Source organism: Frankia sp. Hr75.2 (assembly GCF_949319125.1).
Taxonomy (GTDB): Bacteria; Actinomycetota; Actinomycetes; order Frankiales; family Frankiaceae; genus Parafrankia; species Parafrankia soli.
Genome location: NZ_CASGGV010000030.1, coordinates 1 through 15,153, shown reverse-complemented (window position 1 = coordinate 15,153; position 15,153 = coordinate 1). Strand labels below are relative to the sequence as shown.

The window sequence follows — 15,153 nt, the reverse complement described above, 5'->3', positions numbered from 1 at the left end:
GTAGGTGGGGCCAAAACTCGGGATCTGGCGCATATTCGGTGGTGACGGTGCGTTAGTACCGCTGGCGAAGACCAAAGCGGTCGAAGTCGGCTACCTCGCAGTCGTTCGTGAGCTCGGGCGGTCGCCTGTTGGGCTCCAAAATCCGGGTGCGGCCTGTGAGCTGCTCTTTTGCAGCCCGGGTGATCGCCTGCGGAGGTCTTCAGGCGGCGTTGCGGTACTCGTTGATCAGCCCGCCGAGGATGCGTGTGCGACGGATGGTGGACCCCGGGGTCGGGGTGACCACGGGTGGTGAGTCGGGTGGGTGCTGGCCGAGGGAGCGGTGAGGCCGGTGGGTGTTGAAATGCTCGGCGTAGCTGGTGAGGACGGCGGTCAGGTGCCGTCCGGAGACGATCAACAGCCTGTCGGTGCATTCCCGGCGGGCGCTGCCGACCCAGCGTTCCGCGATCGGGTTCGCCTGCGGCGACTGTGGCGGTGTGCGCACCACGTCGATACCGGCTCCGGCAAAGACAGCATCGAAGGAAATCGTGAATTTCGTATCGCGGTCACGGATGAGGAGCCGGAACCGGTGGCCACGTTCCTCGAGGTCCATCAGCAGGTTCCGTGCACGTTGGGTGACCCGCGCCGTGGTTGGGTGTTTCGTGACCCCGAGGATGTGAACACGGCGGGTGGCGTGTTCGACGGCGAAGAACACGTAGATCCGTTGTAGGAATATGGTGTCCACGGTGAAGAAGTCGCAGGCGAGGATGCCGGAGGCCTGGGCGCGTAGGAACGTGCGCCAGGAGGTGTCGGCCCGCCGGGGCGTGGGATCGACGCCGGTGCGGTGCAGGATCCGCCAGACGGTGGCGACCCCGATCGGGTAGCCCAGCCCGAGGAGTTCTCCCTGGATCCGGCGGTGGCCCCAGGTCGGGTTCTCCCGTGCGAGGCGCAGGACCAGATCGCGGATCTCCCTCCGGATCGGCGGCCGCCCGGGTGTCTTGCGCGGATGGGTCCATTTGCGTGCGAGGAGTTCACGGTGCCAGCGCAACACGGTGGCCGGGGTGACGAAGAAGGCGTCCCAGCGGGCTCGGGGCAGCAGCCGGGACAGGGCTGCGAGGATCACCCGATCCGCCGGTTCCAGCGCCGGCCGGTGAACCTGCCGTCGCAACACCGCCACCTGGTGTCGCAGGACGAGGAGCTCGACGTCCTTCGCCGCATCCCCGCGGACTCGGAGCAGCATCAGTCCGAGAGTGTTGCGTGTCAGGGCGTAGAGCAGGGACCACACCATGACCGTCCAGCCTGCCTGACGCAGGCCCCGTCCGGCAGGCAAATACGCAGGTCACCGCCCAAATCGGGGTTCTGGAGCCCCACAAGGTCAGGAAGACGTGGTCGCCCCAGCCTGGATGTCGGGGCGACCACCGATGCGTCGGCCGGCGGGCGCAAGGCTTGCCTGTTGACTACCCTATGTTTCATATTTGTCCCATTTTTTCGCTTACTTTAAGCGATGAAGTTGGTGCGGCCCGTTGCGGCTTGGGTAGGGTCGAGAGTGTGTCGACCACCGCTGCGCACAGTATGCGATCTTGGTGGCGGTTGGTGGTTGCTGTGATGGTGGCGGCGGTGCTCGCTCTGATCGGTGTGCTGCTGTGTGCTGACTCCGCCAAGTCGACGGCGTACGCCTTCTCGGGTGGCGCCGCGGACGCGGCGGTCGTGGTGGACAGGGCGTCCCATCAAGGTGATGCCCATGCAGTTGCCGACCGTGATGCCGATCAGAGGGTTGAGTACGCCGGTACGCCGCCTCACCATGCTGATCATTCCTGCGTGCCGGGTGGCGTGGACCTACTCGGCGTACGGCCGCTGTTGGTGCCGGTACCCGGACTGGATTCGGTTCCGGCGGCGGGGGCTGTGGTCGTGGCGTGGTCTCCGCAGCCTCGGCTGGCGGCCGGAATCGTCGGCGAGGGCTGCGCGTTAACGGGTGCCGAGTTGCTGGTGCGGGTGGGTGTGTCGCGACGGTGATGGGTTGCCGCGGCGCCTGACACAGCATCGTGTCCTCTCTTCTCTCCTTCTGCGTGTGAGCCACGCGGGGAGCGGCTGAAGCGGTCGCGGTGGGAGTGTCGTGCGCTTCGGCTGGCCGATGACCGTATCCGCATCGCGATACCCCTCGAAGAGGATCTTCACCTGATGAGCGTTCGTTCTCATGCTGCCGTTGCCACGCAACGTAAGTTGACTTTGTCCGAGCAGGTGGTGCCGTCCTCGGCGCGGCTGGTGTTGTCGTCGCCCGTGACGCCGTGTCACACCCCTGCGGGGGCAGTGGGCAACACGCCGGTGTTGTGGATCGATGAGCCATTCACCGACGACGGGCGGGGATTTTGGGCCAAGCTGGAAGGCCACAACCCTGGCGGAATCAAGGACCGTCCCGCGCTGCACATGGTGGAGTGTGCCCGCAAGCGTGGCCACCTGATGCCGGGTGCGCGGATCGTCGAGTCCACCAGCGGCACGCTGGGGCTGGGGCTGGCGCTGGCCGGCATCGTCTACCGGCATCCAGTCACCCTGGTCACCGATCCGGGTATGGAACCGATGATGGTGCACATGCTCGGCGCCTACGGCGCCGACGTCGACATTGTGACCGAGCCGGATCCGGTCGGTGGGTGGCAAGAGGCGCGACGTCGTCGGGTGCGTCAGCTGCTGGACACCGAGCCCGGCGCGTGGTGCCCGGACCAGTACCACAACCCTGACAACATCACCGCCTACGAGCCGCTGGCGGTCGAGCTGATGGCGCAGCTGGGGCGGGTGGACGTACTAGTCGCCAGTGTGGGCACCGGTGGGCACTCCGCCGGAGTCAGCCGGATACTGCGCAAGTTCTGCCCACGGTTGCGGGTGGTAGGTGTGGACACAGTGGGATCCACCATCTTCGGTCAGCCTGCTGCTTCACGCATGATGCGCGGGTTGGGTAGCAGCATCTACCCCCACAACATCGCCTACTCGGCGTTCGACGAGGTGCACTGGGTCAACGCCACCGAAGCGGTATGGACCTGCCGGGAACTAGCCACGCACCACTACGCCAGCGGCGGATGGAGCGTGGGGGCGGTCGGTCTGGTAGCCGGATGGCTGGCGCGGACGCTGCCACCGGAAACCCGCATCGCGGCAATCTTCCCCGACGGGCCGCACCGCTATTTCGACACCGTCTACAGCGATGCGTTCTGCGACACTCACGATCTACTCGGGCACCCTCCCGCCGACCAGCCCGAATACATCACCCACCCCGCGGACCAGGTCGTGAAGCGGTGGACACGCTGCACGACCGTTGTCGATCCGGTCACAGACGCGCGTCTGACCCACCTGGATGCCCGGCGATGACGGGCACATGGGGGCAGTTCCGCTCTTTTCCGGGCAGTGTGCGGCTGCTGGTAGTCAACCAGTTCGGCATCAATCTCGGCTTCTACATGCTCATGCCCTACCTGGCCAACCACCTGGCCGGTGGACTGGGCATGGCCGCGTGGACGGTGGGGCTGGTGCTGGGGGTACGCACGCTGAGCCAGCAGGGTCTGTTCCTGCTGGGCGGTACCCTGGCCGACCGACTCGGCTACAAACCGATGATTATTGCTGGGTGCGGGCTGCGCGCGGTGGGCTTCGGCCTACTGGGAGTGGTGGAAACACTGCCTGCGGTGCTGGCCGCCTCGGTGGCCACCGGACTGGCCGGGGCGTTGTTCAACCCGGCGGTGCGCGCCTACCTCGCCGCGGACGCTGGGGAACGCCGCGTGGAGGCGTTCGCGGTGTTCAACGTCTTCTATCAGGCCGGGATCCTCATCGGACCGGTGGTCGGACTGGCCCTGATCATGTTGGACTTCCGCGTGGTGTGCCTTACCGCCGCAGTCATCTTCGCCGCGCTGACGATCCTGCAACTGCGGTCGTTGCCCGCGCGGGTTCCCGACCGCGGCACCCAGCACGCCACCGGGGTGGCCGGGGTGCTGGCTGACTGGCGGGTGGTGGTCGGCAACCGGGCCTTCCTGCTGTTCTCCCTGGCGATGATCGCCTCCTACGTCCTGTCCGCGCAGATCTACCTGGCCCTGCCCTTGCAGGCCGGGCGCGTGCTGGGCGGGGGTGGGGACACCGGCAGCAGCGTGCTGTTCGCAGTCTCGGCAGTGGTGGCCATTCTGGGGCAGGTACGGCTGACCGCATGGGCCAAAGCCCGCTTCAGTCCCGGGCGGTCGGTCACCACCGGTGTGGCGTTGATGAGCGCGGCGTTTGTGCCGCTGGTACTCACCGCACACCTGGCCTCCGCCGCACCGACGACCGTGGCCGGGGCTGCGCTGGCATTGGCGCCTGCGGTGGCTACCACGGTCCTGCTGACTTTGGGCACCGCGATCGCCTATCCCTTTGAGATGGACACCATCGTCGTGTTGGCCGACGGTCGTCTGGTGGCCACGCACTACGGCTTCTATAACACCCTGTCTGGCATTGGCATCACCGTCGGCAACCTGGCCACCGGCCTGGTGTGGGATGTAGGCCTGTCCAGCGGCCGGCCGTGGTTGGTGTGGACCGCCTTGGCGGTCACCGGCGCAGCGGGCACCGCAGCCCTGGCATCGCTGCTGCGTGCCGGCCACCTGCCCTCCCACGTCCCACCCGTACCGGCCACCGGACCCGCCTCATCCGACGCACGGACCATTCCCACCATGCGCGACACTCGCCGGAAGGTACCCACCCGATGACCACCCCACCCGTGCCGACCACCGAGCAGGCGGTGGCCCTGGACCACGTACGTGCCGCCGCGGCGCGTCTGGCCGCGGTCGCCGTGATCACACCAGTCATGCGTGCGCCCGTCCTGGACGACCAGACTGGTGGGCACGTGCTGATCAAATGCGAGAATCTGCAGCGCACCGGTTCGTTCAAGTTCCGTGGCGCCTACAACGCCCTGGCCTGCCTACCCGCAGAGCAGCTTGCCCGCGGAGTGATCGCGTTCTCCTCGGGCAACCACGCACTGGCAGTAGCCACCGCCGCCGCCATGCTCAACACCACCGCACTGATCGTGATGCCCGCCGACGCCCCACCGACCAAACTCGCTGCGGTCAAGCACCTAGGCGCGACGGTGGTGACCTTCGATCGCTACACCGACGACCGCTTCACCCTGACCAACCGGCTGGCCGCCGAGCACGGTCTCACCCTCATCCCGCCCTATGACCACCACGACGTCATCGCCGGCGCGGCTACCACCACTTTGCAGCTACTGGAACAGACCGGCCCCTTGGACGTGCTGGTCCTCCCCCTGGGAGGCGGAGGACAGCTCGCCGGAGCAGGCGTGGTCACCGCCGCGCTCGCCCCCAGCACCCGTCTGATCGGCGTGGAGACCGCCACAGGCGACAAGAACCGCCAGTCGCTGCAGGCGGGCCGGCGAGTACGGATCCCGGTGCCCCGCACCATCGCCGACGGCGTCACCGGCGAGATTCCCGGCGAGCTGACCTTCCCCCTCATCCAGCGGCACGTCGATGAGATCCTCGTCGTGGACGACGAGGAGATCACCGCAGCCCTGGCCGTGGTGTTCGACCAGCTGAAACTGGTGGTCGAACCCAGCGGCGCGCTCGCCGCCGCAGCGGTACTGGCTGGACGGGTGAACGCCCCAGGACAGCGAACGGCGGTGGTGCTCTCCGGCGGCAACATCGACCTCGCCCGGCTACACACCTTGCTCCACCCCCGCCCACTAAACTGACCGGCCCTCGCCCGCATGCGTGTCCACGGGCACCACACCGGCCCGGCGCGCTGGACGCCGCGGTCAGAGGGCGAGGACAACCGGTGGGCGTGAACTGTGACTCCGAACTGCTGGGCCGTCAGAGGTGGTGATGCCTACCATCCTCGTGGCCCACGATCGCGATCGTGCCTGGATCACAGCCTCGGCGGTGCTCGCAGCGTGACCAGCACCGCCGAGGCGACCGGGTTCGGCGGGTAGATCGCCGGCAGCCGCTCAGCGGCGTCGGCGACTCCCTCAGCCTGTGGGGTGTCAGAACTCGGCCACTGGCGTTGACCTGGGCTTTTTTAGGGCGAGTCTCCCGTTCGAGCACCGTTGCTCCTCGCCTGCGCACGTCGGCCCAGGCACTGGGAGCCGCCGACCTGGCCGTGATCAGGTCTCCATCATGCGACGCTCCGACGCGCCGAACGGGCGGCCGGTCCGACGCGCCGATGGGGTGCCGACCGGAGGGAGGCGGGGCCCCGTTCGGCGTGGCGTGTGCGGCGCCTTGGCCTCGGGGTTCTGGCCCGGTCAGCCTGGGGGTTGGCGCCCCGAAGGGGCGCCCTTGACTGTGTGCCGCCGGCCGACGGGACGCTGTGCCGCCCGCGTCAGCCGTCTGCCGGCAGCGGCGTGGTTCCCACCTGGGCGCTGAACCGTACATCATCGTCGCCGTTGACGGAGGTCACCCGCACATCGACCGGATACCGGGTCGTGTCGCCAGTAACGGAGAGAACGCATTGTATTGAGGCGTCGACCTCGGCGGCCAGATTACCGGGGCAGTCGATGTTGGGAACGGGCTGATTCATCTGCTCGGCCAGCGCGGTGGCCACCCGCTGCTCCAGCTCCGGCTCGGCGACGGCATCTGGCCCTCCGATGGAGACCGAGCCGCTACAGGCGCTCACAGACGCCATTGCCGCAAGCGCGCCGGCCGCGGTGGTGAGGCGCATGGCGCGGGCAGTCCGGTCCAGATTCCAGTTGCCATTCCGACTTGGGAGCATTTATCCATCATGTCATACCTGCGGATCCCCACGGCCGAGCTGCTTGACCTGGCCGCACGCCGAGTTGCTCATGGACGGGGAGTGTAAGAACAACGACACTCCCCCCTTGCCGCGGACGAGCAGGGTGCGGACCTGGAAGGCGGTATGGCGGTGACGGCTTCCTGCTACGGGAGCAGCCGAGGCGGTCCCGGCCGGAGTTCCAGCTCCGCTGACGTCCATGCTGTGCCACACGGACATCAACCCGGCGTGACGGCCAGCGCGGTCGAGCCGCCGCCGCTCGCGGGAGACCCGTCCCAGCGCGGGGTCGAGGTCTCGGAGAACGTAGCCCCTACGGGATCGAGCCCCACTGCTCAACCCGAAACGGCAGTCAGCGCCCAGAGTCGGAAGCGGCGCTCACGAAGAAACGGCGGTGGGTCGGTGCCGCTTCAGCATCATCACCAGACCACCCGATATCCCCAGCCCAAAGAGGATGACAAAGCTTCCCTTGAACACAGACCCGCGCCAGTTGTAGTCGGCGGTGTAGGCGGTCGGGCGGGTGTCTTCGTCGTCCAGGCGCACGTCGTCGATGGTGGCCGGCATTGGGGCGCTGAACCGGACCTTTTCGGCGTCCTTCAGTTCTACATCCTCCTCGGTGACCGTGCCGTCAGCGCTGGCGAACGTTCCCACCCAAGCGCAGGACTCATCGCCGCATTTTCTGTCGGTGGGGGTGAGCGTGCCCACCGGGCCGTGCGCCAGAGCGCGGCGGCCGTCAATGCCTTCGATGATCAGCGTCAGGCCGGCAGCGCACGTCGTCAGCAGGACGAACACGATCATCACCCAGCAGAACACCCTGCCGCGGGTGGTCAGTTGCTTCTGACGGGTGCGCTGTGGCTTCTGAGAGGTCATGGTGCGGGAAATACTACTGATCGAAGGAAGGTAAACGCCCCTGGTCCGGTGGTTCGGCATCGAACCCGGATCGATGCTGCACGCGGCCAACGCCTACGAGGATCGGCGGTGTCGCCTGCCACGGCACCGCCACCATCACCAACCCGTGGGACAGTCATCTGCTCCTGCACGACAGGCCACTGACCGTCACCGAGATCACCCGGCTACGCCTCGACCAGGCCGAACTCGCGTTCCTGTCCGCCTGCGAAACCGCCCTACCCGGACGCCTGACCGACGAAGCGATCCACCTCGCCTCCGCGTTCCACCTCGCCGGCTACCGCCACGTCATCGCCACCCTCTGGCCCATCAACGACCGCCACGCCGCCGACCTAGCCCACGACATCTACACCGCCCTCGCCAGCGGGCAACACCCCGCCGCCGCGGTCCACAACGCCGTGAAGAATCTGCAGGACTACCAGCCCCGCCACCCCTCCCTGTGGGCCTCCCACCTCCACACCGGCGCCTGACACCCCCTTCGATCACGGCTGATCGGTAGCCGCGATGGCGGACGGGAGTATCTGATCAACGGCTCTGGCGCACATTCGTTGGTGAATCAACGCAAGTAGCCGCCTAACGTCCGTTTCGCCTCGCCCAACTTTAGGGATTTGGGATCCCCTCGTGCCGCGGATCGCCAGGCTCTGGCTACTGATGATTAATGTGTGAAGTTTTGTTGATCAGAGTTGTTCCCAGGTCAGTCCGGTTTCGGTGAGGAACCCGACGAGGAGTTCGGGCCGGTACTGCATGCGTTTCAGTCCGTGTTTGACAGCCCGGTGGACCTCGTCGATGCCGCGGGCAGCGAGATGGACCAGGGTTGTACGTTTCAGGCGAGGTCATCGCCACACTCGGCCTCTGGCGGGCCGCCCTGCCTTCACTGACCGCGCACCACCCGCGCGATGAACCACTGTCCGCATCCCGCCCGCGACGTCTGAACCTCCTTCGGGTTCGGTGAGCGCGAACGCGCCGACCAGGTCGAACCGACCCATTGCCGGCAGCCACCGTCGGCGTTGTTCGGGCGAGCCGCAACGCGCGATGCTCGCCATCGCCAGACCCGCGTGGGCGCCGTAGAAGGTGGCGAACGACGGATCGACCCGCGCCATCTCCGCCGCGACGAACCCCTTCAACAACGACGAGGCAGTCGGCCCCGGACGGTCCGAGCACACCAGGTTCGCCAGTCCCGTCGCCGCGAGTGGCCCGACGAGGTGGTGCGGAAACTCCGCGTCCGCCCAGAAGCCGTCGATCATCGGAGCGACCTCGGTCCGCATGAAGTCCCGGACCCGGCCCAGGATTTCCCGCTCTGCCGGGTCGAGCAGGTCCTGGAACCGGTAGATGTCGCCGTCGTCGTCGTCCATGCCGAGCAACCTGCCCACCGTCGCAGGTGACTACCACCCAAGGCGGAGAACGAGGTTCGGCCGTCGCCACGACCGACTTGCCTGGTCGCCGGATTTGTGTTGTCCGGCCGGCAGCGGGCACGGGACGGACGCGGGTCGAACGGCGGACAGCGAGTGGTAGGGCGGTGGCGACAGTGGGGCGCAGCGTGGCCAGGAAACTGATCGACGAACATCTTGTCACCGGCCGACCGGTCGTCGGCGACGAGATAACGCTGCGCATCGACCAGACACTCACCCAGGACGCCACCGGCACGCTGGTCATGCTTGAGCTGGAGGCGATGGGTCTGCGACGTGCCCAGACCGAGTGCTCTGTCCAGTACGTCGACCACAACCTGCTGCAGACCGACAACCGCAACCCCGACGACCACCTGTTCCTCCTCTCGGCCGCGCAGCGGTTCGGCCTGTGGTTCTCCCGGCCCGGCAACGGCATCAGCCACCCCGTCCACATGCGGTACTTCGGACGGCCGGGCGCCACGATGGTCGGCAGTGACAGCCACACCTGCGCCGCCGGTTCGCTGGGGATGCTCGCGATCGGCGTCGGCGGGCTCGAGGTGGCGACGGCTGTCGCTGGTCACCCGCTGCCCCTGCGGATGCCCGAGATCTGGGGCGTGCGGCTCGTCGGCGAGCTGCCGGAATGGGTATCGGCGAAAGACGTGATCCTCGAGATGCTCCGCCGGCACGGCGTCAAGGGCGCCGTCAACCGCATCGTCGAGTACTACGGTCCGGGCGTGGCCACACTGTCGGCGATGGACCGCCACGTGATCGCCAACATGGGGGCGGAGTTGGGCGCGACCACCAGCGTCTTCCCCTCGGACGACGAGGTACGATGGTTCCTGCGCGGAGCAGGCCGGGAGGAGGCATTCACCGAGCTCGCGGCCGACCCGGACACCTCGTACGACGTCGACGACGAGATCGACCTGTCGACGCTCGAGCCCCTGATCGCCCGGCCCTCGTCACCGGGCAATGTCGTCCCGGTGCGGGAGGTCGTCGGCGAGCCCGTCCACCAGGTCGTCGTCGGGTCGTCGGCGAACCCCGGGCTCCGCGACGTCGCGGTGGTCGCAGCCGCAGTCGCCGGCAGAACCGTGCATCCACAGGTGAGCCTCGACGTGAACCCGACCTCTCCCGAAATCCTGGTCGACCTCGCGAATCTGGACCTGCTCGCACCACTGCTGACCGCCGGCGCACGTCTCCACCAAGCCGGCTGCCTGGGCTGCATCGGCATGGGGCAGGCACCCGCGACCGGCCGCAACAGCCTGCGGACCTTCCCGCGCAACTTCCCGGGCAGGTCAGGAACACCCGACGATCGGGTGTGGCTGTGCTCGCCGGAAACCGCCGTGGCCGCCGCGCTCACCGGTGAGATCACCGACCCCCGCACCCTGCCCGGCCGGCTCGGCGTCGACCACCCGGCGCTGCGTCTGCCCGAATCATCGCCCCGGGGTGAGTGGCTGCTGGTCCCGCCCCTGCCCGAGACCGACGCCGCGCGCGTCGAGCTGGTACGCGGGCCGAACATCGCGCCACTGCCGGAGAGCACGCCGCTGGCGGACCGTCTCAGGCTCCCGGTCCTACTCAAAGTCGGTGACGACGTGTCCACCGACGAGATCATGCCGGCCGGCAACCGGGTCCTGCCTTTCCGTAGCAACATCGCCAAGATGGCCGACTTCGCCTTCGCGGACCTCGACCCCGGCTACTCGCGGCGAGCCCGGGAAGCTGGCCACGGCCACAGCGACGGCAAGAGCGGACGCTGCGACGACGGCCCGAGTGGCGAAGACGAAGGCCCTGCGGGGCACGCGATCGTCGCCGGAAACAACTACGGGCAAGGCAGCTCCCGTGAACACGCCGCGCTCGTCCCGCACTACCTCGGCCTACGGTTGGTCGTCGCCAAGTCTTTCGCCCGCATCCACTGGCAGAACCTGGCGAACTTCGGCGTCCTGGCCGTCGAGTTCGCTGACCACGCCGACTACGACCGCGTCGGCCTCGGTGACGTCGTGGCACTGAACGACGTCGCCGAGGCGCTCCGTACCGGCAGCCTCTGGCTCGACAACGAGACAAAGAATGAGCGATACCAGCTCACTCACCACCTGTCCGCACGCCAGCAGCAGCTGCTCGCCGCCGGCGGGCTGCTCCCGCGGCTAAGCCAGCAAAGGGCCGTCCAGCAGGGATGACACGCCGCCACTCGGGACTCGGCTACCGAAACCCCACGACAGGTCCACGACGAGTGCCCGAAAAGGCAAACCGCCGCGTAGTTAATATCTATAACGGCTATCCGGAATTGATGGGGCACATCAGTCGAGGCCATGAGAGAACCACGGGCGCGGTCAGGATCCGTACGATGGTGCCTGTGGGGCTCCAGAATCCCGATTTGGCCTGTGAGCTGGTCTTTTGCGGTTGACAGGATCTTCCGCGCAAGTGGTTAGGCGGCGTTGCGATATTCGTTGATCATGCCGTCGAGGATGCGTGTGCGACGGATGGTGGAATCCGGCGTCGGGGCGAGCACGGGTGGCGAGTCGGGTGGGTGCTGGCCGAGGGAGCGGTGGGGTCGGTGGGTGTTGAAATGCTTCGCGTAGCTGTCGAGGACCGAGGTCAGGTGCCGTTCGGAGACGATCAGCAGCCTGTCGGTGCATTCGCGGCGGGCGGTGCCGATCCGGCGTTCCGCGATCGCGTTCGCCTGCGGGGCTTGAGGGGGTGTGCGTACCACGTCGATACCGGCTCCGGCGAAGACGGCATCGAAGGAAGCCGTGAGTTTCGTGTCGCGGTCACGGATGAGGAACCGGAACCGGTAGCTGTGCTCCTCGAGATCCATCAGCATGTTCCGCGCACGCTGGGTGACCCAGGCCGAGGTCGGATGCTTCGTGACCCCGAGGAGGTGGACGTGGCGGGTGGCGTGCTCGACGACGAAGAACACGTAGATCCGTTGGAGGAACACGGTGTCCACCGTGAAGAAATCGCAGGCCAGCAGGCCGGAGGCCTGCGCGGACAGGAACGTGCGCCAGGAGGCATCGGCCCGCCGGGGCGCGGGATCGACACCGGCGCGGTGCAGGATCCGCCAGACGGTGGCCACCCCGACCGGGTAGCCCAGCCCGACGAGCTCTCCCTGGATCCGGCGGTGGCCCCAGGTCGGGTTCTCCCGTGCGAGGCGTAGGACCAGATCGCGGATCTCCCGGCGGATCGGTGGGCCGTCCGGGCGGCTTCCGTGGATAGGTCCATTGTCGTGCGAGGAGGTCGCGGTGCCAGCGCAGCACGGTGGCGGGGGTGACGAAGAGCGAACCCCAGCGGGCTCGGGGTAGCAGCCGGGACAGGGCTGCGAGGATCACCCGATCCTTCGGTTCCAGGGCCGGGCGGTTCACCTGCCGTCGCAGCACCGCCACCTGATGTCGCAGGACGAGGAGCTCCACGTCTTTCGCGGTGTCGCCACGCACGCGGAGCAACATCAGTCCGAGAGCATTGCGCGTCAGGGCGTGGAGCAGCGACCACACCATGACCACCCAGCCTGCCCGACGCGGGCCCTGTCCGGCGGGCAAACGTGCAGGTCACCGCTCGAATCGGGGTTCTGGAGCCCCACAGGGTTCTTCAGCCGGCGGCGCGGCGGGTCCGGCGGCGTCGGCCCAGCGCGCGGCCTGCAGCGGTGAGGCCGAGACCGACGGCGAGTGACGCGATGTTGAGAAGCCAGTAGAGCGGGTTGATGTCATCCGGTGTGTCCGCGGCAACAACGATCGTCTGGATGACGAGGGTGATCGCGAACACGATGGCGGTGATCAGGTAGGCGGTGCGGCGCCCGGAAATGTAGACGCCGAGCGGAACGGGCAGCAGTAGCATCGCGAACTGAACCATGACAGATCTCCTTTACGGGGCACATAGGAAACACAGGAAACGCGAGAGCGCGGCAACCGAATAGAAGGCTCCGAAGGCGCGCGACAAGAACGGCCTGGGTGTCGTAGCCGATCAGGATGGGATGAAGAGAAACGGGGGCATGGTCTTTCTGGGCACGCCACAGGTGTTTCTGAGCCGTTTCAGATGGGATACGAGTTTCGGTACCGCCGGGCGACCAGGAACAGGGATCGAGTGATGCTTACGTGCTATGTCGATGCGGGCGTGGTGAGACGGGCGACCAGTTCGGGGGCGCCGTCACCGGAGACCTGCGGCAGGGCCGCCTGGCGGCCGGTGAGCAACAGGACGATCGCCTGGATCGGAGCCTGAACCTCGGGTCCGGTGCCGACGGACCACGACGTGTCCGTGGCGGTTAGGCGGAAACCGGCGATTTCTCGTCTCGCGGGAAAAGGTGGCGGCCACCGCATGGACCATGCGCGGCTGGCGGCGACGGCCGCGGCCTGGACAGGCATCTCGTGCTGGTGGCCCAGCGGTATGGCGATGTCCTGCCCGTGGACGAGGATGTCGATGAGCGTCTCCAGGTAGGTGACCCCGAAGTTGTGCCGCCGCGAGCCGACCGTGCCGCGGATCCCGGCGACGATCCGCGTCGTCGGTACCGTCGCCGCGCGCCGGCGGGCCGCATCGTGGATCGCCCGATCGAGACTGCCGCGCGCTCGGAGGATCATCCTGACCGCTTCCCCCGGGCCGAGCTGCTGAAGGGTCAGGTGGGCGGCGACATCGCGCACCGTCCAGGCGTCGCAGAGCGAGGGCCGACTCCACTCGTCATCGGACAGCCGCTCCAGCAGGTCAGCGATGCTCTGCCGCTGGGCGTCGATCGCCCGCCACACCATCTCGCGGTCGATGGCGCCGCCGCGGTCTGGTTGCACTTCGGTCATTCCGTCCCCTCTGGGTTCCGCGGGCGGATAAGACTCGACACGAGCGCGGTGATCTGCCGGGTCGGGTCGAACGCCGGATCGGGCATGGCCAGCTGATGCAGGACGATGCCGGTGAAGTGGTTCATGATGACGGGGGTGTCACGCTCGGGGTCAGTGGATCCGGCGGCCCGAACCCAGTTGGTGAACCACGTGTTCACGCGCCCGCCGCCGGCGGCCAGCTGGGTCCGAAGCGGTGGGTGGATAGCCGCTTCACCGAGGATCGCGTACCGGGCCAGGGTCAGCGTCCGCTGCGGACCTGTGCTGTCGACGGCGAATCTGACGATGACTTGAGCCAGTTCCTCGGGCGTGGTCGGGCACACCTCGGCGGCGATAGCGTCCCAGTTCTCCCTCTCCCGCTCGACGAACCGGTCCACGACCGCACCGAGGAGGGCGCCCCGGGTCCGGAAGTAGTTGGACGTCGAACCCGCTGGCAGCTGCGCGGCGACGTCGACGCCACGGTGCGTGAGACCGCGGACACCTGACTCGCCGACCACGCGGATCGCGGTGTCAAGAAGGTCATCGCGGCGGCTGGGCATGACGGGACACTACATCAGTAGTGGGCGCTACTACAAGTGTTGTACTCCGCTCTCGTGGCCGACGAGGCCAGGTGCGTGCCTGTGGGGTGTCAGAACTCGGCCACCGGCGTTGATCTGGTCTTTTAGGCGGCTCGTTCGTATTCGTTGATCAGGCCACCGAGGACAGGCCGGCGCTTGATCCGTGCCGTCGTGACGTCGGTGATCGGGTGGTCGGGCCGGGGTGGTTGAAGGCGGAGCGCGCGGTGCGGGCGTCGTCCGTTGTAGTGCCGTGCGTACTCGGCCAGGACGGTGCGCAGGTGCCGCTCACCGACGATCAGCATCCGGTCGGTGACCTCGGTCCGGACGGTTCGTACGAACCGTTCCGCGTAGGCGTTCGCCTGCGGCGTTCGGGGTGGGATCTTGATCGTGGTGATGCCGGCGTCGGCGAGGACCGCGTCGAACGACGCGGTGAACTGTCCGGCCCGGTCACGGACCAGGAACTGGAAGTCGGCCGCCCGGTCACCGAGATCCATGAGCAGGTTCCGGGCTTGTTGGGTGGTCCACGGTCCGTCGGGGTGGGCGGTGACCCCGAGGATGTGGACGGTGCGGGAGCCGACCTCGATGATGAAGAAACAGTACAGACGCCGCAGTGTCACCGCGCAGTCCACGGGGAAGAAGTCCACGACCAGCATCGTCGACGCCTGCGTACGCAGGAACTGCCGCCATGTCGTGTCGGTCTGCCGTTGCGGAGCCGGGGGCAGCCCCAGGGACGTCAGGACCCGGCGGATCGTGGAGGCACTCACCCGGTGACCGAGCTTGAGCAGCCCGCCCCGGATC

At 67.6% G+C, this 15,153-nt stretch carries 14 protein-coding genes and 1 pseudogene; 6 read left to right on the top strand and 9 right to left on the bottom strand.

The window, feature by feature from the left end:
• Positions 1–199 precede the first annotated feature (199 nt).
• Complete coding sequence (locus AC559T_RS03375) at positions 200–1,306, bottom strand: integrase core domain-containing protein (protein ID WP_498867704.1); 1,107 nt, start codon at positions 1,304–1,306, stop codon at positions 200–202.
• Positions 1,307–1,524: 218 nt separating this feature from the next.
• Here AC559T_RS03375 and AC559T_RS03370 point away from each other — a divergent pair, with 218 nt between their 5' ends.
• From AC559T_RS03370 to AC559T_RS03355, 4 genes are all read left to right on the top strand, one after another.
• Positions 1,525–1,989 carry a hypothetical protein gene (locus AC559T_RS03370; RefSeq protein ID WP_498867703.1) on the top strand — a complete coding sequence of 155 codons (465 nt, stop codon included), beginning with the start codon at positions 1,525–1,527 and terminating at the stop codon, positions 1,987–1,989.
• Between the two features lie 165 nt (positions 1,990–2,154).
• Complete coding sequence (locus AC559T_RS03365) at positions 2,155–3,330, top strand: PLP-dependent cysteine synthase family protein (protein ID WP_498867702.1); 1,176 nt, start codon at positions 2,155–2,157, stop codon at positions 3,328–3,330.
• Positions 3,327–4,682 (top strand): MDR family MFS transporter, encoded by a 1,356-nt coding sequence (locus tag AC559T_RS03360; protein WP_498867701.1) that lies wholly within the window; start codon positions 3,327–3,329, stop codon positions 4,680–4,682. Before AC559T_RS03365 ends, AC559T_RS03360 begins: the two co-directional genes overlap by 4 nt.
• Positions 4,679–5,677, top strand: coding sequence for a pyridoxal-phosphate dependent enzyme (locus AC559T_RS03355; RefSeq protein WP_498867700.1), 999 nt, complete (start codon positions 4,679–4,681; stop codon positions 5,675–5,677). The genes AC559T_RS03360 and AC559T_RS03355 overlap by 4 nt, the downstream gene beginning before the upstream one ends.
• 623 nt (positions 5,678–6,300) lie before the next feature.
• Here AC559T_RS03355 and AC559T_RS03350 read toward each other — a convergent pair.
• Positions 6,301–6,639 carry a DUF4333 domain-containing protein gene (locus AC559T_RS03350; protein WP_165938891.1) on the bottom strand — a complete coding sequence of 113 codons (339 nt, stop codon included), beginning with the start codon at positions 6,637–6,639 and terminating at the stop codon, positions 6,301–6,303.
• Positions 6,640–7,083: 444 nt separating this feature from the next.
• Positions 7,084–7,575 carry a hypothetical protein gene (locus AC559T_RS03345; protein ID WP_498867699.1) on the bottom strand — a complete coding sequence of 164 codons (492 nt, stop codon included), beginning with the start codon at positions 7,573–7,575 and terminating at the stop codon, positions 7,084–7,086.
• A 101-nt stretch (positions 7,576–7,676) separates the two neighbouring features.
• Between AC559T_RS03345 and AC559T_RS03340 the strand changes: the two genes are divergently transcribed.
• Positions 7,677–8,081 carry a CHAT domain-containing protein gene (locus AC559T_RS03340; RefSeq protein ID WP_498867705.1) on the top strand — a complete coding sequence of 135 codons (405 nt, stop codon included), beginning with the start codon at positions 7,677–7,679 and terminating at the stop codon, positions 8,079–8,081.
• A gap of 363 nt (positions 8,082–8,444) precedes the next feature.
• Here the strand turns inward: AC559T_RS03340 and AC559T_RS03335 are convergent, their stop codons facing one another.
• Positions 8,445–8,963: an acyl-CoA dehydrogenase family protein gene (locus AC559T_RS03335; RefSeq protein WP_498867698.1), complete on the bottom strand. Its 519-nt coding sequence runs from the start codon at positions 8,961–8,963 to the stop codon at positions 8,445–8,447.
• A gap of 164 nt (positions 8,964–9,127) precedes the next feature.
• Here AC559T_RS03335 and AC559T_RS03330 point away from each other — a divergent pair, with 164 nt between their 5' ends.
• Positions 9,128–11,164, top strand: coding sequence for an aconitate hydratase (locus tag AC559T_RS03330; RefSeq protein WP_498867697.1), 2,037 nt, complete (start codon positions 9,128–9,130; stop codon positions 11,162–11,164).
• A gap of 248 nt (positions 11,165–11,412) precedes the next feature.
• Here the strand turns inward: AC559T_RS03330 and AC559T_RS03325 are convergent.
• From AC559T_RS03325 to AC559T_RS03305, 5 genes and pseudogenes are all read right to left on the bottom strand, one after another.
• A pseudogene (locus AC559T_RS03325) lies at positions 11,413–12,520 on the bottom strand (integrase core domain-containing protein).
• Between the two features lie 49 nt (positions 12,521–12,569).
• On the bottom strand, positions 12,570–12,830 hold the full coding sequence (locus tag AC559T_RS03320; RefSeq protein ID WP_498867696.1) for a hypothetical protein: 261 nt from the start codon (positions 12,828–12,830) through the stop codon (positions 12,570–12,572).
• Between the two features lie 245 nt (positions 12,831–13,075).
• A complete protein-coding gene (locus tag AC559T_RS03315; RefSeq protein ID WP_112108971.1) occupies positions 13,076–13,762 on the bottom strand; it encodes a maleylpyruvate isomerase family mycothiol-dependent enzyme in 687 nt (228 codons plus the stop codon).
• Positions 13,759–14,337: a TetR/AcrR family transcriptional regulator gene (locus tag AC559T_RS03310; protein ID WP_112108972.1), complete on the bottom strand. Its 579-nt coding sequence runs from the start codon at positions 14,335–14,337 to the stop codon at positions 13,759–13,761. Before AC559T_RS03310 ends, AC559T_RS03315 begins: the two co-directional genes overlap by 4 nt.
• Positions 14,338–14,459: 122 nt before the next feature.
• A partial coding sequence (locus tag AC559T_RS03305; RefSeq protein ID WP_498867695.1) for an integrase core domain-containing protein occupies positions 14,460–15,153 on the bottom strand: 694 nt, incomplete at its 5' end.

Coding starts and splice junctions, on each gene's coding strand:
- AC559T_RS03365 (WP_498867702.1), top strand. CDS start 2,155: ATGAGCGTTCGTTCTCATGCTGCCGTTGCCACGCAACGTAAGTTGACT.
- AC559T_RS03360 (WP_498867701.1), top strand. CDS start 3,327: ATGACGGGCACATGGGGGCAGTTCCGCTCTTTTCCGGGCAGTGTGCGG.
- AC559T_RS03355 (WP_498867700.1), top strand. CDS start 4,679: ATGACCACCCCACCCGTGCCGACCACCGAGCAGGCGGTGGCCCTGGAC.
- AC559T_RS03350 (WP_165938891.1), bottom strand. CDS start 6,639: ATGCGCCTCACCACCGCGGCCGGCGCGCTTGCGGCAATGGCGTCTGTG.
- AC559T_RS03345 (WP_498867699.1), bottom strand. CDS start 7,575: ATGACCTCTCAGAAGCCACAGCGCACCCGTCAGAAGCAACTGACCACC.
- AC559T_RS03335 (WP_498867698.1), bottom strand. CDS start 8,963: ATGGACGACGACGACGGCGACATCTACCGGTTCCAGGACCTGCTCGAC.
- AC559T_RS03320 (WP_498867696.1), bottom strand. CDS start 12,830: ATGGTTCAGTTCGCGATGCTACTGCTGCCCGTTCCGCTCGGCGTCTAC.
- AC559T_RS03315 (WP_112108971.1), bottom strand. CDS start 13,762: ATGACCGAAGTGCAACCAGACCGCGGCGGCGCCATCGACCGCGAGATG.
- AC559T_RS03310 (WP_112108972.1), bottom strand. CDS start 14,337: ATGCCCAGCCGCCGCGATGACCTTCTTGACACCGCGATCCGCGTGGTC.